The organism is Plantactinospora sonchi, assembly GCF_036422035.1.
GTDB classification, from domain to species: Bacteria; Actinomycetota; Actinomycetes; order Mycobacteriales; family Micromonosporaceae; genus Plantactinospora; species Plantactinospora sonchi.
Map to the genome: position 1 here is coordinate 128,507 of NZ_JAZGQK010000012.1, position 19,775 is coordinate 148,281.

The window sequence follows — 19,775 nt, forward strand, 5'->3', positions numbered from 1 at the left end:
CGGCGCCGGGCCGCCGGGTGGTAGGAAGGTCGGGTGGGAATCGTGTCTCCGGGCTTCCAAGGACGGCGTCGGCCGAGCGAGCCGGCCTTGCCGCCGGGGCAGTACCTGACCGAGGACTTCCCGGTGCTCTCCGCCGGCCCCACCCCACGGGTGCCACGGCCGGACTGGGAGTTCGTGATCACCACCGAGACCGGTGCCGAGTTCCGGTGGACCTGGGACGAGATGTGGTCGCTGCCGACCGAGACCCCGACGGTGGACATCCACTGCGTGACCCACTGGTCGAAACTGGGCACCAACTGGGAGGGGGTCTCGCTGGACACCCTGCTCGAGGGTGTCGATACGGCCGCCGACTACGCGCTGGTCCACTCGTACGGCGGCTACACCACCAACCTGCCGCTGGACGATCTGCGTGACGGACAGGCGTGGATCGTCCACCGGTACGACGGCGGCGACCTGCCGGCCGAGCACGGCGGACCGGCCCGGCTGCTCGTTCCGCACCTCTACTTCTGGAAGTCGGCCAAGTGGGTGCGGGGCATCCGGCTCGGCCTGACCGACGAGCCCGGTTTCTGGGAGACCGCCGGCTACCACGACTACGGTGACCCATGGCGCGAACAGCGGTACCAGGGCGACTGAGCAACCGGGCCACCTGGCGGGTGGCCCGGTTGGTCGACCGTCGCCAGGAGACGGAGACGGCCGCCACGCTGGTGTTGGAGGTGCCCGACTGGCCCGGACACCAGCCCGGCCAGCACGTCGACCTGCGACTGACCGCCGACGACGGCTACCAGGCGGCGCGCAGCTACTCGATCTCGGCGCCGGTGGACGGTGACCGGGTCGAGGTGACGGTGCAGCGGGTGCCCGAGGGTGAGGTGTCGCCGTACCTGCTGGACGTCTTCACGGTCGGCGATCCGGTGGAGGTCCGCGGCCCGATCGGCGGCTACTTCATCTGGCGGGTCACCGACACCGCCCCGGTGCTGCTGGTCGGTGGCGGGTCCGGGATCGCGCCGCTGATGGCGATGGTCCGGGCCCGGCGGGCGGCCGGCAGCCGGGTGCCGTTCCGGCTGGTCTACTCGGTCCGCACCGAGCGGGACATCTACTTCGCCGACGAGTTGCGCCGACGGGTCCGGGACGACCAGGGGCTCGACGTGACGTACCTCTACACCCGCGAGGCGCCGGAGGGCTCGCCGGCGAGCCCGCACCGGATCGGTGTCGCCGACCTGAACACCCACGGCTGGCCGCCCCAGCTCGAACCCGCCTGTTACGTCTGCGGTCCGACCGGATTCGTGGAGACCGTCGCCGACATCCTGGTCGGGCTCGGTCACGAGCCCCGCCGGGTCCGCACCGAGCGGTTCGGCCCCACCGGAGCCTGACCGGCCCGAGCCGTGACCTTCCTGGAGGCGAGATGACCGACCAGTTCTATCCGGAGCAGCCGGCGATGGACTACCTGGACGGCAACATGCTGGCCGGCCCGCTGGCCGAGGTGTTCGCGGTGGACCTGACGACGGCCACCGGCCGGTGCGCCTCGTGCGGGCGTACCGGGCCGGTGGCCGGTCTCCGGATCTACGCGAACGCGCCCGGTGTGGTCGCCCGCTGTCCGTCCTGCCAGGAGGTCATTCTCCGACTGGTCCGGACCCCGACCAGCGCCTGGCTGGACCTGCGTGGCGCGACCTTCCTGCAGGTGCCGATGCCGGCCGAGCCGGTCATGATGCCAGGTCCGAACCCGACCGCGATGTGACCGTCGGCGCGTCGTCCGGGTCGACCCCCGGGCCCGACCGGCCAACCGTCGTGTCCGCCGGTCCGGTCCTACCCGCCGGTCCGCTGGGGTCCGCCGGTCCGGTCTCACCTGTCGGTTCGCTCGTACCGTTCGGTCCGCTGGGGTCCGCCGGTCCGGTCGCGGCGAGTTGTCGCCAGAAGGCGACGGTGAGCAGCGCCATCGCCGCCCCGGCGGCCCAGTACGGCGCGGTGAGACTGTCGGTCAGGGAGGCGAGGACACCGCCGAGCAGGCTGCCCAGCGCCGCGCCGCCGAGATCGAGCAGCCCGTAGACGCTGTTCACCCGGCCGCGCAGGTGGTCGGGCACGAGTCGGGCCCGGAGCCCCATCACGAGTGCGCCCCAGACCATGGTGTGCACCCCGAACAGTGCCATCACCGCCCCGGCCAGCCACGGCTCCCGGGTCGCCGCCAACACGACGTGGGTGATGACCTCGACGATCAGACCGGCCCGGAGCAGCGCCGGGGTGCCGTACCGGAGGCGCAGCCGCGGCGCGAGCCCGGCACCGAGCAGGCCGCCGGCCGCCGAGCCGGTCAGCAACACCCCGAAGCCGATCTCGTCCAGCCCGAGCCGGTCGCGGCAGTAGAGCACAAAAACCGCGAACGCCGCGCAGAACACCACGTTCATCAGCGCCAGGCAGACCGCCAGCATCCGCAGCACCGGGGACGACCACAGTGCCCGGACACCGGCGCGGATCTCGTCCGGCAGGCTCCGGCGGACCGGCCCGTCGGTCGCCGCCGACCGGTCGTCCGGCGCCGGGCGCCACCGGAGTACGGCGAGCAGCAGCGCCGCGACCACGAACGTTGCCGCGTCGAACCCGAACGGCAGCGCCACCGCGACCACGAAGAGGTACGCCCCGAGCGGCTTGGCCACGAACTGGTTGCCGACCACGAACGTCGCCTGCAGCCACCCGTACGCCTGTTCAAGGCGCTCGTCGGGGACGACGGCGGGCAGCAGTGCCGTGGCGGCGGTGTCGGCGATCGTCTCACCGGTGCCGAGCAGGAAGAAGGCCAGATAGACGGCGGGTACGCCGACCGTGTCGGTCAGCACGGCCCCGGCCAGCGCGGCGAGTACGCCGGCCCGACCGAGGTTGACCAGCACCATCACCCGACGGCGGTCGTACCGGTCCACCAGGGCGCCGCCGATCAGGGCGAACAGCAGCCAGGGCAGTTGCTGGGCGACGACCGCCCCGGCGACCAACGCCGGGTCGTCGGTCAGCGAGGCGACCAGGAGGGGGCCGGCCACCATGGTCACCCCGTCGCCGAGGTTGGAGACCGCACTGGCGGCCCAGAGTTTGCCGAAGTCCCGGCCCAGCGGGCGGATTCGGCGGGTTCCGGACGCGCGGGGGCGTCCGGAGTCGGCGTGCGAAGACACGGAGGAACTCCTCGGAAGCGATGCGGTGGCGCCGGACGGGGGCGCCGGAGACGGGGCCGCCCGGACGGGGCGGCCTGGGTGGTGCGATCGCTTCGAGGCGGAGGTCGGAGGTCGGAGGTCGACGGAGCGCGCTACGCGGTCGGTACGACGATCAGGGTGTCGTACGTCGAGGCGGCGGCGGGATCAGCGAGCGGTGGACTTCCGCGCCGAAGCGGGTACCTGCACCGTGCCGAGGAGAGCAAAGCTCATGATCAGCCTCCTGGGGTCGTACCTGTGACTCGGGGAGCGTACCTGACCGCCAGCGCCCGGTGTCCCTGCCGGAATCCGGTTGAGCGGGCTCCGGGCTGTCGGGAGACTCGCGCAATGGCAACCTTCGAGGAACTCGTCGCGGAAGGCGTCGCGGTGCCGGTCGAGGGCTGGGACTTCTCCTGGTTCGCCGGCCGGGCCACCGAGCAACGGCCGTCCTGGGGCTACGCCCGGCTGATGGGCGAACGCATGGCGCGCGCCGACCGGGCGGTGGATCTGCAGACCGGCGGCGGTGAGGTGCTGGCCGGTGTTCCGAAGCCGCCGCCGGTACTGGTGGCCACCGAGGGCTGGCGGCCGAACGCCGTGCTGGCCCGGCAGCGTCTCGCCGCCGTCGGAGGTGTGGTGGTCGAGGTCGGGGAGGCGGCCGACCTGCCGTTCGTCGACGGCGCGTTCGACCTGGTCGTCAGCCGCCATCCGGTGACGGTGCGCTGGGACGAGATCGCCCGGGTGCTGGCGCCCGGCGGGACCTACCTGTCCCAGCAGGTCGGTCCCGGGTCGGTACGGGAACTCGCCGAGTTCCTGACGGGACCGCGACCCGTCGGGCGGGCCCGCGATCCGGAGCGTGCCCGGGCCACCGCCACCGCACTGGGGCTGGACGTGCGGGACCTGCGCAGCGAGGCGTTGCGGATGGAGTTCTTCGACGTCGTCGCCGTGATCGTGTTCCTGCGCAAGGTGGTCTGGACGGTACCGGGTTTCACCGTCGACGGTTACCGGGACCGGTTGCTGGCGCTGCACCGGCGGATCGAGCGCGACGGCCTGTTCGTGGCCCACTCACGGCGTTACCTGTTCGAGGCGCGCAAGCGCGGCTGAGCGGATCGGCGGTGTGACCGTGAGCCGTCACCGACGGTTCCGGGCGGGCGCGGTCGGGCCCCTACCGGGCACGGACGTCAGGACCGGCCGAACCGGTGCGGTCAGCGTCCGGCCCGGCGGCGGTCAGCTCCGGCCGGGCAGGTCCGTGCCGCCACCGGGCGTGATCAGCCCGGTCTCGTAGGCGACGATGATCGCCTGCGCGCGGTCGCGCAGCCCGAGCTTCGACAGGATCCGGGTCACGTGCGTCTTCACCGTGGTCTCGCCGAGGTACAGCCGGGCGGCGAGTTCCGCGTTGGTCAGGCCCCGTCCCAGGAGCTGCAGCACCTCCAACTCGCGCGGTGTGAGCGTGGACAGGTCGCGGTGCGGTACGGCACCCCGGTCGTCGTGCCGCGCGAAGCGCTCGATGAGGCGGCGGGTGATCACCGGTGCCAGCAGCGCGTCGCCGGACCTGACCATGTGCACCGCCGCGACCAGGCGCTCCGGGGAGACGTCCTTGAGCAGGAAGCCACTAGCCCCGGCGGTCAGCGCCGCGTAGACGTAGCGGTCGAGGTCGAAGGTGGTCAGGATGATGATGCGCGGCGTCGGCGTCGGCCCGGCCAGGATGCGTCGGGTGGCCTCCAGCCCGTCGACCTCCGGCATCCGGATGTCCATCAGCACCACGTCGGGACGGGTACGCCGAACCGCGTTGACCGCCTCCGCGCCGTCGGCGGCCTCGGCGACCACCTCGATGCTGCCGTCGGCTGTCAGGATCATCGCGAAACCGGTACGGAGCAGGGCCTGGTCGTCGGCGATGACGACCCGCAGTGGCTTGGTCATGGCACCCCCTCGTCCACACAGCCGCCGGGTACCGCCGTGACCGGACGCGGAACCGGGGGGCCGCCCGCCGTCACGGCCGCTCCACGGGGATGACCGCGCGTACCCGGAACCCGCCGAGCGGCAGCGGGCCGGCGTCGAGGGTGCCGCCGTAGACGGCGAGCCGTTCACGCAGGCCGATCAGTCCTCGGCCGTGGCCGGAGCGGGCCGACGGCGACGGGCTGCCGCCGGTGTCGGAGACCTCCACCCGCAGCGCGTCGGTGCCGTGGTCGACCCGTACCACCGCGTACGCCCCGACAGCGTGCTTCATGACGTTGGTCAGCGCCTCCTGGACCACGCGGTAGCCGGTGAGGTCGACGCCGGCCGGGCGAGGGTCGGCGGTGCCGCGGACGGTCAGCTCGACGGGCACCCCGGCGGCCCGGACCCGGGCGATCAGCGCCGGCAGCTGCCCGAGGTCCGGTGGCGGGGTGAGTTCGTCCGTCCCGCCCTGGTCGGCGGGGTCGCCGTCCATGCTGAGCAGACCCATCACGTGCCGGAGTTCGCTCATCGCGGCCCGTCCGCCGGACTCGATGGCCAGCAGCGCCTGGTGCGCCTTCTCCGGTGCGGCGGCCAGGACCGTACGCGCGGCACCCGCCTGCACCACCATCACGCTGACATTGTGGGTGACCACGTCGTGTAGTTCCTGGGCGATCCGGGCCCGTTCGCGCTGCACGGCCAGCCGGGTCTCGGTCTCCCGTTGCGCCTCCACCGTCCGTACCCGCTGTTGCAGGGTGTGTACGGCGTTGGCCGCGAGCGCCACCGGGATCAGCAGGAACAGGAAGATCAGTCCGGGTTCGGTCCGGGGCAGACCGTCCCGCTGACCGCCGGCGATCAGCACGGCGCCGGCCAGCACACCCGCCACCGCCGCCACCCGGTACGGGCTGTACATCACCGCGCCGTACGCGACGGTCGCGCAGGCGGCGTAGGTGAACGTGGCGTCGAGGCCACCTCTGCCGTGGTACGCCTCACTCGCGAGGACGACCACCCAGAACACGGTGAGCGGATGGCGCCGGCGCACCGCGACGGGCAGTGCGGTGGCGAGCGCGAGCGCCACCCAGAGCCAGAGTTCGGCTCCGGACATCGGCTCCGATCCGGGAAAGCCGATGATCCATTCGGGCGGTGCCGGCGCGTCCGAGCCGCGGGGCAGGTCCCGTTGCGGCACGTCCTGCCCGGCACCCGGGCCGCCGTTGAGCAGGTCGTTGAGCGTGCCGACGGCGAGCGCGAGAGCGAGGAGCGCGTCGGCGCCCCAGGCCCAGCGGGACGGGCGCGGAGGCGGGACCGACGTACGCCGACGCAGTGTGGCGAGGCCCGCTTGCCAGCGCTCCGCCACCTCAGTCCTGTCCATCGACGCAAGTGTCTCAGGGCCGGCCGCCCGGCCACATCGTCCTCGGCGACCGTGGGGTCGTCCGGGACGCGTACATCGCGCGGAGGACGTCGGGGACGGATCCTCCCCGCGAAGGTCCCGGGTTCGTCGCCGCGACCGACGCGCCGAGGTGTCGACCGCTCCTAGCGTTCCCCCTCGTACCGAGCTGGAGGCCGTCCGCGGCTTCCGTGACCGAACTGAGGAGTCTGACATGACCAGCCCCGTGCTCCACGCCGAGGGCCTGACCAAGCGGTACGGGCGACGCCTGGCGTTGTCCGACTGCACGCTCTCCGTCCCGCCCGGCCGGGTCGTCGGGCTGGTCGGCCCGAACGGCGCCGGCAAGACGACACTGCTCCAACTGGCGGTCGGCATGCTGACCCCGACCGCCGGGACCATCCGGGTGGTCGGCGGCCGTCCGGCCTCGGGCGCCGCCCAACTGGCCCGGGTCGGCTTCGTCGCCCAGGACGCGCCCACCTATGCCGGTCTGTCCATCAAGGACCACCTGCGGTTCGCCGCCCGTACCAACCGACGCTGGGATCAGCGGATGGCCGAGGACCGGGTCGCCGCACTCGGTCTCGACCCCGGGCAGCGGGTGGGTCGGCTGTCCGGTGGGCAGCGCGCCCAGATCGCGTTGACCCTGGCCATCGCGAAGTGCCCGGAGCTGCTCGTCCTCGACGAACCGGTCGCCGCGCTGGACCCGATGGCCCGGCGGGAGTTCCTCCGCGCCCTGGCGGCGTACACCGCCGAGAACCGGACCAGTGTGATCCACTCCTCACACCTGGTGTCCGACCTCGAACGGGTCTGCGACTACCTGGTCGTGCTGGTCGCCTCCCGGGTCCGGCTCGCCGGTGACGTCGGGGAACTGCTCGCCGGCCACCACCGGCTCACCGGTACCCGTCGCGACGCCGCCGACCTGCCGGCCGGCGTCCAGGTCGTCGAAGCGAACCACACCGCGTGCCAGTCCACCTTCGTCGTACGGGGTGACACACCGGTCAACGACCCCTCGCTGACCGTCGAACCGCTCTCCCTCGAGGACCTGGTCCTGGCGTACATGTCGCAGGCCGTCACCTCGTCCCGGCCCGACCTGGAGGCGACACGATGACCTGGTTCACCTGGCGTCAGTTCCGTACCCAGGCCGCGGTCAGCGCCGCCGCCGTGCTCGCGTTCGGCATCGTGCTGCTGGTCACCGGCCCCGGCATCGCCGAGATGTACGCCGACGTCGCCGCCTGCCGGACCAACTGCGAGAGTGTGGTCTCCGGTTTCCTCAGCCGGGTCGACGACAGCGCCGCCGGGACCCTCTACCACGCGTCGCTGGCCGTCATGTACACGATGCCCGCCCTGATCGGCATCTTCTGGGGCGCCCCGCTGGTCGCCCGCGAACTCGAAGCCGGCACCCACGGACTGGCCTGGAACCAGGCGGTCACCCGGACCCGCTGGCTGGCCACCAAGCTCCTGGTCCTCGGCGCCGCCGCGGCGGCGCTCGGCGGTCTGCTCAGCCTGGCGGTCACCGGCTGGGCACGGCACATCGACAGCGCCGCCGCCGACCGGATCACCCCCCTGGTGTACGGCGCCCGCGGCATCGTCCCGGTCGGCTACGCGGTCTTCGGGTTTGTCCTCGGGGTGACCGCCGGCATGCTGATCCGTCGCACCATGCCGGCGATGGCGGCCACCCTGGCCGGCTACGTCGCCGCCGTCGCGCCGATGCCGCTGTGGATCCGGGCCCACCTGGTGCCCGCCCGGCACGAGACACCGGCGCTGGACCTCGACCGGATGGACTTCGTCGGGATCCGCACGGACGGTCGGATGGACGTCCTCGGTGAGGACCTGCCGAACACCTGGACCGTGGTCAACCGGACGACCACCCCCGGCGGCCAGCTCTTCACCGGACCCGCCGACCCGACCGCCTGCGGGCGCGACACGCCGGTGCAGGGGTGCGAGGCCTGGTTGCGTGGCCTCGGCCTGCGCCAGGAGGTCGTCTACCACCCGGACAGCCACTTCTGGTCGCTGCAGTGGATCGAGACGGGCATCTTCCTCGCCCTCGCCGTGCTGCTGGCCGGAATCTGCTTCTGGTGGGTCCGTCGGCGTATCACCTGACAAGGGCCGGATCGAGCACGGTCGCCGGGGCGTTGATCCGACATCGTCGGCTCGTTACCGTGCGCCCATTCGACCGCGAGTGCGAGGAGCGAATCTGGCGTGACAGGTCCGGCCATCGGCACCAGCACCGACGAGCCCACCCACGGCGGGATGCGTCTGTTGCGGCACAACCCGGCCTTCCGGGCGCTGTGGTCGGCCCGGGTCATCTCGTACGCGGGCGACTCGCTGAGCCTGGTGGCGCTGATGCTGCACGTGGCGGACAGTACCGGACAGGCGTTCGCGATCGCGGTGCTGCTGCTCGTCGGCGACTTCGCGCCGGCGCTGCTCGGCCCGCTCACCGGCGCGCTCAGCGACCGGTTCGACCTGCGACGGGTGATGATCAGCGCGGAACTGGTCCAGGGCGGAGTGCTGCTGCTGATCGCCGTACTGCTGCCGCCGTTGCCGGTGCTGCTGGCACTGGTGGCGGTCCGGGCGATCGCCGGGCAGGTGTTCCAGCCAGCCTCCCGGGCGGCGGTGCCGGCCCTGGTGCCCGACCGGGACCTGGAGACCGCGAACTCCACCGTCGGGTTCGGCACCAACGGCGGCGAGACGATCGGTCCGCTGCTCGCGGCGGCGCTGTTCCCGCTGATCGGCGTACGAGGGGTGCTGCTGGTGGACGCCGTGTCGTTCCTGCTCTCGGCGGCGCTGCTGGCTGCACTGCCGAAGATGTCGGTGCCCGCTGGCGGGGATTCCGCACGGGGTTCCCTGCTGCGCGACGCGCGGGTGGGCCTGGGCTACCTCTGGTCGACCCCGGTGGTCCGGGTGGTCGCGCTGGGGTTCTGTGCTGTCGTGGCGTTCAACGGTGTCGACGACATTGCCCTGGTCCTGCTGGCCAGCGACACTTTCCGGGCTGGCGCCTCGGCGGTCGGGTTGCTGCTGGGCGCGGTCGGGCTCGGGCTGTTCGTCGGCTACCTTGTGCTGGATCGGTACGCGACGCGCGCGTCCACCGCCGGGCTGCTGATCGCGGGGTTCGCCGTCAGCAGTGTCGGCAACCTGCTGACCGGCCTGGCCTGGGCGGTCGGCGCCGCCATTGTCATGCAGGCGGTACGCGGACTTGGCATCGCGGCCATGGACGTCGCCTCCAGCACGTTGCTGCAGCGGGTCGTACCCGAGGCAATGCTCGGCCGGGTCTTCGGCAACCTGTACGGCGCGATCGGGATCGCCGCCGCGCTCTCCTACCTGGGCGGTGCCGTGCTCCTCGACGCCACCTCGGCCCCGACCACCCTGATGGTCGCCGGCGCGGGTGGCACGCTGGCCACCGTCGCCACCGCCTGGGCACTTCGGCGGAGCCTGAACCGGACGAGTCGGCCCGCCGGTCGAGGGCGGCCATGAACGCGAGTGGCGCATTGATGGCTGTCGCGACGGACCCGGCCGGACGACCGGGACGGGGGCGGGACCCTTCGAACGGTCCCGCCCCCGTCCCGGCTCGTCGGCTCAGTAGCCGTCGGCGACCTGGTTGTGCAGCGGCTCGCCGGCCAGGAACCGGCGCAGCTGGGCCGCGACCAGCCGGTACGTGCGCGGCAGCAGGCCGTGCACCTGGGCACCGACGTGCGGTGTGATCAGGACGTTCGGCAGGTGCCACAGGGGATGCCCGGTCGGGAGCGGCTCCGGTTCGGTGACGTCCAGGACCGCCGAGATCCGGCCGGTGGACAGTTCGGCGAGCAGTGCCGCCGGATCGGCGACCGGGCCACGGGCGGCGTTGACCAGCATGGCTCCGTCCCGCATCAAGGTCAGGAAACGGGCGTCGACCATGCCGCGGGTCTGGGCGGTGAGTGGGACCAGCAGGACCACGATGTCGGCGGCCGGCAGCAGCCGGGGCAGTTCGTCGACGCCGTGCACGCCCTCGGCGGGTCGGGCGGTACGCGCGACCAGCGTCAGTTCCACCTCGAACGGGGCGAGCCGGGCGGCCAGGGCGGACCCGATCGAACCGGCCCCGACGATCAGCACCCGCCGGCCCGCCAGTTCGTCGGTCGGGGCGAACCGGTCGTTCGCCCAGATTCCCTGGTCCTGGGCCCGGACGAAGGAGGGGATGGCGCGCAGTCGGGACAGGATCCCGGCGACCACCCATTCGGCGGTGGCCGAGTCGTGCACGCCCCGCGCGTCGCAGAGGGTGACACCGGCCGGCAGCCGGTCGAGCCAGGCGTCGGCGCCCGCGCTCGGCAGCTGCACCACCCGCAGATCCGGCAGTTCGGTGACCAGGTGGTGCATCGGGGTCTGGTCGAGGAACGTGGGCAGCCAGAACTGGACCCCGTCCGGTGCCGAGGGGAGGGCTGCCGGATCGTCGGCGACCTCCACGAGAACGCTGTCCGGTAGGTCGCCAAGCAGCGGTATGCCGGCTTTATGAGGAATCCACACCTTCACGTCGGGCAACGCTAGCGGGCGGCGGGCCGTCGATGCCTGCCTGGTCGGCAAAATGTGCTGGTCAGCGGCTTGTGAGCCCGGTCATAGCGAGAGCCGGACGGGTCCGGGCGGGCCGGCGGGTTCGGTCGGATGCCGGCGGGCCACCGCGCGGGTCGGGGCGGTGTCGACGGTCGGGCCGCACCCGCTTCCGGCGCCCGGGCGACTGGCCGGCACGACGATGATCGATGTCCCACCGGCTGCGACGGCCGTCTTCCGGAGCCGTGGGCAGGCCCACCATGTACTACAGTTTGATCATTATTGGGTAGGTCGTGCGTGGCGGCCGGCCGGAGTCGCGCGACCCACCCGGCGGTACCCGACCGCCCGGACCCCGCCACCACCAGGCCGGACACACCCCACCCGCGACAGCACCGCAGACCACCCCGGGAGAAGACCGTGACCGCCCCCCAGCTCACCGACGTCCACCCCGCCTGGTTGCCACCGGAGGCGTTCCGTGCCCTCGGCTCGCGCCGCACCGTCGTCCAGGGCACCGGCCTGCTCGTCGAGACGGTCCGGCAGGAGGTCGCCGACGCCGCCGCCCGGTACGGCGGCAGCCTGCGGCAGCCAACCACCGGGGCGGACGAGCCGACCGAGCCGGACGATCTGGTGCTCGCACTGACCACCGGGGCCACCGTGCCGGCCGGGGCGGCGGCGGTCCTGGCCGAGCTGGCGGCGCAGACCGGACAGCTCGGTGCCGACGGGTTCGCCCTGGCCCGGCGGGCCGGCGTCACGGTGGTTCTCGCCGACGCGGCGCCCGGACTGCTCTACGGCCTGTTCGAGGTGGTCCGGCGGGGCGAGGCGGCGTTCGGGGCCGGATTCCCGGTCGAGCGGCACCGGCCCGCGATGCGGCTGCGGATGCTCAACCACTGGGACAACGTCACGGTCGACCCGGTGATGGGTCAGGTCGAGCGGGGTTACTCCGGCGGCTCGATCTTCTGGCGGGACGGCGCCCTGACACCCGAGCTGTCCCGGGTGCGGGCGTACGGGCGGCTTCTCGCCGCCAGTGGCGTCAACGCGGTCACGGTGAACAACGTGAACGTGCACGCGGTCGAGGCGCGACTGCTCACCGACCGGCTCGGCGACGTCGCGGCGATCGCCGACGAGCTGCGTCCGTACGGGATCCGGGTGCACCTCTCGATCACCTTCGCCGCGCCGGTCACGCTCGGCGGGCTGCCGACCGCCGATCCGCTCGACGAGCACGTCCGGGCCTGGTGGGCCAAGACGACCCGGCAGGTCTACGACACCATCCCGGACTTCGGCGGCTTCGTGGTGAAGGCGGACTCCGAGGGACAGCCGGGCCCCTTCGGGTACGGCCGCAGCCACGCCGACGGCGCGAACGTGCTCGCCGAGGCGGTGGCGCCGTTCGGCGGCGCGGTGCACTGGCGGGCCTTCGTCTACAACCACCGGCAGGACTGGCGGGACCGCTCCACCGACCGGGCCCGGGCGGCGTACGACCACTTCGCCCCGCTCGACGGGCAGTTCCGGGACAACGTGATCCTGCAGGTGAAGTACGGCCCGATCGACTTCCAGGTACGCGAGCCGATCTCTCCGGTGATCGCCGCGATGCCGGCCACCCGGTTGGCGGTGGAACTGCAGGTCACCCAGGAGTACACCGGCCAGCAGCGGCACGTCTGCTATCTGGGACCACTCTGGAGCGAGGTGCTCGGCTTCGGGCCGTGGGGCGCGGACGGGCCGAGCGTCGCCGACGTGGCCGCCGGCCGGACGGCGGATGTCGCCGGGCCACCCGTCGGTGGCGGGGGACTGGCCGCCGTCTCCAGCGTCGGTGACGACCCGTTCTGGACCGGACATCCGCTGGCCCAGGCGAACCTCTACGCCTTCGGCCGGTTCGCCTGGAACCCCCGACTGGACCCGCTGGCGATCCTCGACGAGTGGATCGACCTGACCTTCGTGCCCACGGCGACCGGCGATCCCGACCGGCTGCGCCGTACGCTGCACGCGATCATGGACGATTCGTGGCGGACGTACGAGCGGTACACCGCACCGCTCGGCGTCGGCTTCATGGTCCGGCCGGGACACCACTACGGCCCGGACGTGGACGGCTACGAGTACACCCCGTGGGGCACCTACCACTTCGCCGATCGCGACGGCGTCGGCGTGGACCGCACCCGGGCCACCGGTACCGGGTTCACCGGCCAGTACCCGGCCCCCTGGTCGCAGGTGTACGAGTCGCTCGACCAGTGCCCCGACGAACTGCTGCTCTTCTTCCACCACGTGCCGTACGGGCACGTGCTGCACAGTGGCTCCACCGTCATCCAGCACATCTACGACACCCACTTCGCCGGGGTGGAGCAGGTGACCGAGTCGCGGCGGCGCTGGGCCGAGATCGTTGACCTGGTCGACCCGGCGGTGGCCGCCCGCGTAGGGGAACGGCTCGACGAGCAGGTCCGCTCCGCCACCGAGTGGCGTGACCAGCTCAACACCTACTTCTTCCGCAAGTCCGGGGTGCCGGACGCGCACGGCCGCCGCATCCACTGAGGACGATGGCCGGGTGACCTGCCGTGGCCGGGGGGGGGGCACCGGGCCGGAGACGGTGACGGGCGGGCCGACCCGGCGGGGGCGAGGCACCTCGTACCCCCCCGCCGGGTCAGCCGGCCGCGCGCTCCTCGCGGATCACCCGTACGCCGTACGCGTCCAGCCGGACCGGGAGGCCGTCGGTGATCCGGTCACCGGTCAGCAGGTCGACCCCGGACCGGTCCGCGTCCACCTCGACCGGCTCGGCGCGGTGGTTGAGCAGGAACCGCAGCCGGGTGCCGTCCGGGGCGACCCGGACCGTGCTCTCCAGGTCGGGCACGTCGGCGTACGGCCCCAGCAGGTCGTGCCGCTCCAGCACCCGGCGTACCACCCAGTTGACCCCGGCCTGGTCCAGCCCGGCGGCGACGTACCAGCCGTGGCCGGCACCGAAGCTGTTCCGGGTGACCGCCGGGGTGCCGGCGTAGAAGTCGGCAGCGTACCGGCCGACCACCTCCGCGCCCTGCGGGATCACCAGCTCGAAGATCAGCCGCGACCCGACCTCCAGTTCGGTGTCGCCGACGGTCAGCCGCACCGGGTTGACCACCTCCGGTTCACGGGCGTCCCACTCGTCGACCCGGATCCCCGTCAGCGCCCCGAGCGGCCCCGGCACGTCCATCAGGAACGCCTGGTCGTCCTCGTCGACCCGGCCGGAGAGGAACGTGGTGAGCACCGAACCGCCCCGGTCGGCCACCTGTTCCAGACGCTGCGGCAGGTCGCCCTTGAGCAGGTGCAGCGCCGGCGCGACGACCACGTCGTAGCCGGTCAGGTCGGCGGTCACCGGCAGCACGTCCACGTCGACCCCGGCGTCCCAGAGCGCCCGGTAGTAGGCGTGCACCACCTGCTGGTAGCGGACCAGCCGGGACGGCCCGTCGGAGATCTCCAGCGCCCACCAGCTGTCCCAGTCGAACAGCAGCGCGACCCGGGCCGGGGTCCGGGCGCCCAGCGTCGCACCGCCGAGCCGGTCGAGTTCGGCACCGAGCGCGGCCACCTCCCGGAACACCCGGGTGTCGTCCCGGCCGGCGTGCCCGATCACCGCGCCGTGGTACTTCTCGCAGGCGCCCCGGGAGGCCCGCATCTGGAAGAAGAGGACCGCGTCCGCGCCGTGGGCCACCGCCTGCCAGCTCCACAGCCGCATCACCCCGGGCCGCTTCAGCGGGTTGACGTCCCGGGAGGCGGTGTAGCTGGGAGTCTGCTCCATCAGCCAGAACGGCTGGCCGGCCTTGAGGCCGCGCATCAGGTCGTGGGCCAGCGCCATCCAGCCCGGCGACCGGTCGTCCGGCGGGTAGTTGTCCCAGGAGACGAAGTCCAGGTGGTCGGCCCACCGGTGGTAGTCGATCGGCCGGTACATGCCCATCAGGTTGGTGGTCACCGGCAGGTCGCTCGCCTGGCGGATCGCCGCCTTCTCGTCGACGAAGTTGGCGAGCATCGCGTCCGACATGAACCGCAGGTAGTCCAGGGTGATGCCCTGGAACGCGGTGTGGTTCGGGCCGCGCCAGTGCTCGGTCAACGCCGACGGCGGTTCGATCTCCTCCCAGTCGGTGAAGGTGTGCGACCAGAACGTGGTGTACCAGGCGGTGTTGAGCGCCGCCAGAGTGCCGTACCGGGCGCGCAGCCAGTCCCGGAAACCGGCGGCGCAGAGCTCGCAGTAGCAGGCGCCGCCGTACTCGTTGCCGACGTGCCAGCCGACGACGGCGGGGTGGTCGGCGTACCGGGCCGCGATCCGGCGGGCCAGTTCGGCGGAGAGCCGGCGGAACACCGGTGAGCTGGGGCAGGAGTTGTGCCGCTGCCCGTACCGGTGCCGGCGGCCCTCGAAGTCGACCCGGGTCACCTCCGGGGACGACCGGGCCAGCCAGGCCGGGTGCGCGCCGGTGCCGGTCGCCAGGCAGACCTGCCGTCCCTCGACGCCGGCCCGCTCCACGATCCGGTCCAGTGTGGAGAAGTCGTAGACGTCGGGGGCGGGCTGGGTCCGTGCCCAGGTGAAGACGCCGAGCGTGACGGTGTCGATCCGGGCCGTGTCGAAGAGTCGGTAGTCCTGCTTCCACACCTCCTCGGGCCACTGCTCCGGGTTGTAGTCCCCACCGAAGGGCACCTTCCGGGTGCGCGGCAGGCTCACGCGGTGAACTCCTCACGGACTCTGTCGATCATGGGACGGGTGGTGCCCAGCAGCGCCAGGATCAGGACGGAACCGAGCAGCGCCAGCAGCGCCTCGGAGGCGAACACGGTGACCGCCGCCGCGGCGAGCAGGACGCCGGCGTTGCCCAGGGTCACCCCGGGCGTACGGCCGAGGAAGTGTACGGCCAGCCGGGCGACGTCCCTGGCCCGGAAGGTGAAGAGCGAGGTGATGACCAGCGCGTTCACCAGCCAGAGGGTGGTCAGCACCGTGACCACCACCAGCGGCACCCGCCACCAGCCGGGAAGCGCGGCGGCGTCGAGGTGGGCGAGGTTCACCGCGAGGACGGTCAGCCAGAGCACGGACGGGACCCAGATCCGCAGGACGGATCCGAGGTTGGTCCGGTAGCCACGCCAGAAGGCCGCCGCCGGCTTCAGATCGGTCAGGTCCGGCCGGTGGTGGTGCACCGCGTACAGCGCGGCCGAGACCGCCGGGCCGAGTGGCAGTACACAGGCCGCGACCAGCGGCAGGTTGCTGGCGTGCCGGTCCAGCAGGACGAGCGGCACCAGTCCGGGCACGCTGGTGACCAGGATCAGCAGTTCGACGACCAGCAGGCAGTAGATCAGCGCGGTGACCCGGGACAGTGGCCCGGTGCCGAACGGGCGCCGGGCGCCGACCGACGCGCTCACCGCCGCTCCGCCCCGTCGGCCCCGTCCGCCCCGTCGGCGGTGGCCGCCTCGCCCGCCGGCGGGCCGGCGTCGGCCGACAGGCCGTACAGTCGGCTCTCGTCCCACCAGGGCGGCGTCTCGTCGACCACGGCGGTGATCTCGACCAGGGTCACCTCGTGCCGGGCGAGGGTGAGATCGAGATCGACCCGGCCGGCGACGACCCGCAGTCGGCAATGGCCACGGCCCGGCTCGGCCGCCTCCCGCAGCGTGTCCAGTTGCCGGGTACGCGGCGAGCGGGGCCGTCCCATCTCGGCCCAGGCCGTCCAGGCGTTCCCCTGCTCCTCGTTGACCGACGAGCGGTGGACGTACGCCCAGCCCCGCGCCGGGTCCGACACGAGGTCGGCGGGTCGATGGTCGTCCGGCGCACCGCCGACCGGGATCGACAGCAGGATCTCGTGCCGGTCCACCGGGTCCCGGCCGGTGACGTCCACCGGCGCCCAGGCCAGCACGGTCACCCGGCCCTCGCGGCCCCGGGTCACCAGATGGTCCGACCCGCGGGCCAGGACCTGGTCGCCGAGCCGGGCCATGAAGGCGTACAGGTGGTAGGTGGGCTTCTTGACCTGGCGGTGGGTGAGCAGCCCGAAACCACCGTGGAACAGCGAGGTCGGCACGCCCACCTCCTCGAACATGTCGCTGAACGTCCAGTACGAGAACGAGTCCACCAGGTCGCCCCCGGCCGCCAGCACCGGGGCCAGGTACGCGGCGTGGAAGGCGGTGTCGTGGATCGGGTTGTCCGGCCGGTACGACGAGTTGAACTCGGTGATGTGCACCGGCAGCCCGGCCAGCGCGGTGTCCCGCAGCAGGTGCCGGGGACTGCCGAACTGCTCCAGCAGCCGGGCCGCCGGTGCCAGCGTCTGGTGCACGCCGAACGGCACGTGCTGGGCCGGCCCGGAGGTGTAGGCGTGCTTGCTGACGAAGTCGACCGGCACGTCGCGCGCCGCGACGAAGTCGGCGAAGCGCGGCAGCCACTCGTCGGCACCGGGGGAGATCGCCGGCCCGCCGACCTGGAGCCCGGCGTCCACCTCCTTGACGGCGTGCGCGGTCACCTCGTAGAGCCGGTGGTAGGCGGCCTCGTCGGCGTGCTGCCAGAACTCCGTGAGGTTGGGTTCGTTCCACACCTCGATCGGCCAGCCGCGCACCTCGTCGAGGCCGTACCGGTCGACGAGGTGGGAGACCGTGGCCCGGACCAGGTCCGCCCACTCGGTCTCCGACCGGGGCGGGGTGACGTTGCCGCGCCACCAGAAGACGGTCTGGTCGCCGGAGGCGAGGGCGGCGGGCATGAAGCCCAGCTCCACGAAGGGTCGGATGCCGAGTTCGAGGTAGGCGTCGATCACCTGGTCGACGTAGGTGAAGGCGTGCCGGACCTGCCGCGAGCCCCGGTGTTCGTAGGGCCGGTGCACACCGACCCCGTCGCTCAGCAGGCCGTGCCCCCGGATGTGCCGGAAACCGATCTCACGCTGGACCAGCGCGAGTGAGTCCTGGTAGTCACGGCGCAGCGCCAGCTCGAAACGGCCCGTGCCGACGCAGGCCCGCCAGGCCTCGGTCAGCCGGCCCGAGGGGTGCGCCGGAACGGTGAAACGCATGTGTTGTCCTCTGCTCAGTGCCAGCGGGCCCGACCGTCGGCGGGTGCCGTGCGGCCGGGCCCGGTGGTGGTGCGGCCCGGTCACGCCCGGGAGGCGGGCGCGACCGGACCGAGGTGCCGATCGATCAGCCGTGTTCCTTCTTGAACCGCTCGTACGCCTTGTTGAGCAGGTCGATGTAGGCGTCCGCGTTCTTGCCCTTGACCTCGGCCACGTAGGCGTCCCACTGCGCGAGGTCCCGCTGCCCGAGGATGAACGCCAGCGTCTGCTGGGTGACGTAGTCCTTCAGCGGGGTCTCCCAGAGCGTCGCCTGCTCCCGCTCCTCGTCGGTGAACGGGTGCGGCGGGTCCACCGGCAGGGTTTTCTTCGCGGCCATCGCCTGCTGGAACTCGAGTTCCTCGGCGGAGAAGGTGGACTGGAGCAGCTTGGTGGGGCCGCCGTAGGCGAAGACACCGTTGCCGAAGCCGAAGTCCTTCTGCAGATGCTTCGGCGCGCCCGGGTTCAGCGCGACGTAGTCGATGTCCTTCGCCAGCGTCCACTTGCCGGCGGCGTCCTTGGTGAAGGTCGTCCCCTCGACGCCCCACTTGGCGAACTCCTGGCCGGCGTCGGAGTAGTAAAGCCAGTCGAGGAACTGCATCATCGCGACGAAGTTCTTGCTCTCCCGGGCCTTCGTGGAGATCGCGACACCGTTCTCGAGCCGGGTGCCCCGCTTGACGTCACCGGCCGGGCCGGCCGGCAGCGGGATCTTGACGATCTTCGCGTTCGGGTCGAGCTTGGCCAGGTCCGGCCGGTACTCGTTGACCAGGGTTTGCGCGTTGGTGCCGATCACGAACGACTTACCGGAGGCGAGCTTCTGCCGGGCCTGGTCGTCGTCCTGGGTGAAGCTCTCCGGGTCGAGCAGTCCCTCCTTGACCAGCTTGTTGAGGAACTCCACCATCGCCTTGTACTGCGGGGTGGTGCCGGTGAAGACGAACTTGCCGGCCGCCGCGTCCCAGCTGTAGTTCTGGTAGTCCCAGCCACCCCGGGTGCCGAAGCCGACACCCATGATGTTGAACAGGTTGCCGCCCGGGGTCGGCTTGCTCCACCGGTCCGAGAAGGGGTACTGGTCCGGGTACCGGGCCTTCATCGCCTTGAGCACGGTGTACAGCTCGTCCCAGCTCTTCGGGATCTGGAGGTTGAGTTCCTCCAGGATGTCCGTCCGGACCGCCAGGGAGTAGTCCGGCCAGACGTTCTCGTGCAGGCCGGGGAGAATGTAGAACTTACCGTCGGACTGGCGCAGCGTGTCGATGTCGGCCTTGAGGTTCCACTTCTCCATCTTGTCCTTGAAGTTGGGCATCAGGTCGAGGTACTCGCTCACCGGCAGGAGCGCGCCCGACGCCACGAACGGGGCCTCCTGGCCCGGGTACGTCTTCGGGATGATCATCGGCGCCTCACCGGCACCGATCATCAGACCGCGCTTCTGCTCGTAGTCGCTCAGCGGCACCTCGACGGTCTCGATCGTGACGCCGGTGCGCTTGTTGAGCTCCGACCAGAACAGCCAGTCCTTCCTGTTCGGGTAGTTCGGGTGGTTGTTGTAGAGCATCGAGAAGGTCAGCGGCTCGGTGGCCTTGAACTGGGTGCCGACCCCGTACTCGGACATCGCGCCGACGCGGTTGTCGTCCAGGTTCTCGGCGTCGGACTCCTCGCCACTGCCGCACGCGGCCATGGTGAGGGTGAGCGCACCGGCAGCGACCAACGCTGCGCGGCGCCGGAATCTGTGGAACATCGGTTTTCCTTCCGGTGTGAGGTGCGGTGGGGTTGGACGGACTGGGGAGGTTCCCGGGA

General features: G+C 72.1%; 16 protein-coding genes. 8 read left to right on the top strand and 8 right to left on the bottom strand.

Features of this window, described 5'->3' with window-relative positions; all coding sequences use genetic code 11:
• Positions 1-42 precede the first annotated feature (42 nt).
• Genes V1633_RS14745 through V1633_RS14755 form a run of 3 tightly spaced genes read left to right on the top strand, consistent with a single transcriptional unit; the run spans position 43 to position 1,732 of the window.
• Positions 43-633 (top strand): molybdopterin-dependent oxidoreductase, encoded by a 591-nt coding sequence (locus tag V1633_RS14745; RefSeq protein ID WP_331215197.1) that lies wholly within the window; start codon positions 43-45, stop codon positions 631-633.
• Positions 603-1,367: a ferredoxin reductase gene (locus tag V1633_RS14750; RefSeq protein WP_331214868.1), complete on the top strand. Its 765-nt coding sequence runs from the start codon at positions 603-605 to the stop codon at positions 1,365-1,367. The genes V1633_RS14745 and V1633_RS14750 overlap by 31 nt, the downstream gene beginning before the upstream one ends.
• A 32-nt stretch (positions 1,368-1,399) precedes the next feature.
• Positions 1,400-1,732, top strand: coding sequence for a DUF6510 family protein (locus tag V1633_RS14755; RefSeq protein WP_407952017.1), 333 nt, complete (start codon positions 1,400-1,402; stop codon positions 1,730-1,732).
• Here the strand turns inward: V1633_RS14755 and V1633_RS14760 are convergent.
• Positions 1,698-3,140, bottom strand: coding sequence for an MFS transporter (locus V1633_RS14760; RefSeq protein ID WP_331214869.1), 1,443 nt, complete (start codon positions 3,138-3,140; stop codon positions 1,698-1,700). The genes V1633_RS14755 and V1633_RS14760 overlap by 35 nt on opposite strands.
• 363 nt (positions 3,141-3,503) lie before the next feature.
• Between V1633_RS14760 and V1633_RS14765 the strand changes: the two genes are divergently transcribed.
• The gene (locus V1633_RS14765; protein WP_331214870.1) at positions 3,504-4,256 is read left to right on the top strand and encodes a class I SAM-dependent methyltransferase; all 753 of its coding nucleotides are present in this window, start codon (positions 3,504-3,506) and stop codon (positions 4,254-4,256) included.
• A 123-nt stretch (positions 4,257-4,379) separates the two neighbouring features.
• On the opposite strand, the gene V1633_RS14770 is transcribed toward V1633_RS14765, so the two are convergent.
• Both V1633_RS14770 and V1633_RS14775 read right to left on the bottom strand, forming a co-directional pair.
• On the bottom strand, positions 4,380-5,072 hold the full coding sequence (locus tag V1633_RS14770; RefSeq protein ID WP_331214871.1) for a response regulator transcription factor: 693 nt from the start codon (positions 5,070-5,072) through the stop codon (positions 4,380-4,382).
• A 70-nt stretch (positions 5,073-5,142) separates the two neighbouring features.
• Complete coding sequence (locus V1633_RS14775; protein WP_331214872.1) at positions 5,143-6,453, bottom strand: sensor histidine kinase; 1,311 nt, start codon at positions 6,451-6,453, stop codon at positions 5,143-5,145.
• Positions 6,454-6,682: 229 nt separating this feature from the next.
• On the opposite strand from V1633_RS14775, the gene V1633_RS14780 reads away from it, so the two are divergent.
• The 3 genes from V1633_RS14780 to V1633_RS14790 all read left to right on the top strand — a co-directional run bounded on the left by V1633_RS14780 (position 6,683) and on the right by V1633_RS14790 (position 9,936).
• Positions 6,683-7,573 carry an ABC transporter ATP-binding protein gene (locus V1633_RS14780; protein WP_331214873.1) on the top strand — a complete coding sequence of 297 codons (891 nt, stop codon included), beginning with the start codon at positions 6,683-6,685 and terminating at the stop codon, positions 7,571-7,573.
• On the top strand, positions 7,570-8,565 hold the full coding sequence (locus V1633_RS14785) for an ABC transporter permease (protein ID WP_331214874.1): 996 nt from the start codon (positions 7,570-7,572) through the stop codon (positions 8,563-8,565). Before V1633_RS14780 ends, V1633_RS14785 begins: the two co-directional genes overlap by 4 nt.
• A 99-nt stretch (positions 8,566-8,664) precedes the next feature.
• Positions 8,665-9,936, top strand: a complete 1,272-nt coding sequence (locus V1633_RS14790; protein WP_331214875.1) for an MFS transporter — start codon at positions 8,665-8,667, stop codon at positions 9,934-9,936.
• Between the two features lie 102 nt (positions 9,937-10,038).
• On the opposite strand, the gene V1633_RS14795 is transcribed toward V1633_RS14790, so the two are convergent.
• The gene (locus V1633_RS14795; protein ID WP_331214876.1) at positions 10,039-10,965 is read right to left on the bottom strand and encodes a 2-hydroxyacid dehydrogenase; all 927 of its coding nucleotides are present in this window, start codon (positions 10,963-10,965) and stop codon (positions 10,039-10,041) included.
• 432 nt (positions 10,966-11,397) lie between these two features.
• Between V1633_RS14795 and V1633_RS14800 the strand changes: the two genes are divergently transcribed.
• Complete coding sequence (locus V1633_RS14800; RefSeq protein ID WP_331214877.1) at positions 11,398-13,497, top strand: alpha-glucuronidase; 2,100 nt, start codon at positions 11,398-11,400, stop codon at positions 13,495-13,497.
• Positions 13,498-13,606: 109 nt separating this feature from the next.
• Here the strand turns inward: V1633_RS14800 and V1633_RS14805 are convergent, their stop codons facing one another.
• The 4 genes from V1633_RS14805 to V1633_RS14820 form a co-directional block, all read right to left on the bottom strand.
• Complete coding sequence (locus tag V1633_RS14805; RefSeq protein WP_331214878.1) at positions 13,607-15,646, bottom strand: beta-galactosidase; 2,040 nt, start codon at positions 15,644-15,646, stop codon at positions 13,607-13,609.
• On the bottom strand, positions 15,643-16,332 hold the full coding sequence (locus V1633_RS14810; protein WP_331214879.1) for a DUF624 domain-containing protein: 690 nt from the start codon (positions 16,330-16,332) through the stop codon (positions 15,643-15,645). Before V1633_RS14810 ends, V1633_RS14805 begins: the two co-directional genes overlap by 4 nt.
• Positions 16,329-17,954 (bottom strand): GH39 family glycosyl hydrolase, encoded by a 1,626-nt coding sequence (locus V1633_RS14815; RefSeq protein WP_331214880.1) that lies wholly within the window; start codon positions 17,952-17,954, stop codon positions 16,329-16,331. The genes V1633_RS14810 and V1633_RS14815 overlap by 4 nt, the downstream gene beginning before the upstream one ends.
• A gap of 124 nt (positions 17,955-18,078) precedes the next feature.
• On the bottom strand, positions 18,079-19,716 hold the full coding sequence (locus V1633_RS14820) for an ABC transporter substrate-binding protein (RefSeq protein ID WP_331214881.1): 1,638 nt from the start codon (positions 19,714-19,716) through the stop codon (positions 18,079-18,081).
• Positions 19,717-19,775 lie beyond the last annotated feature (59 nt).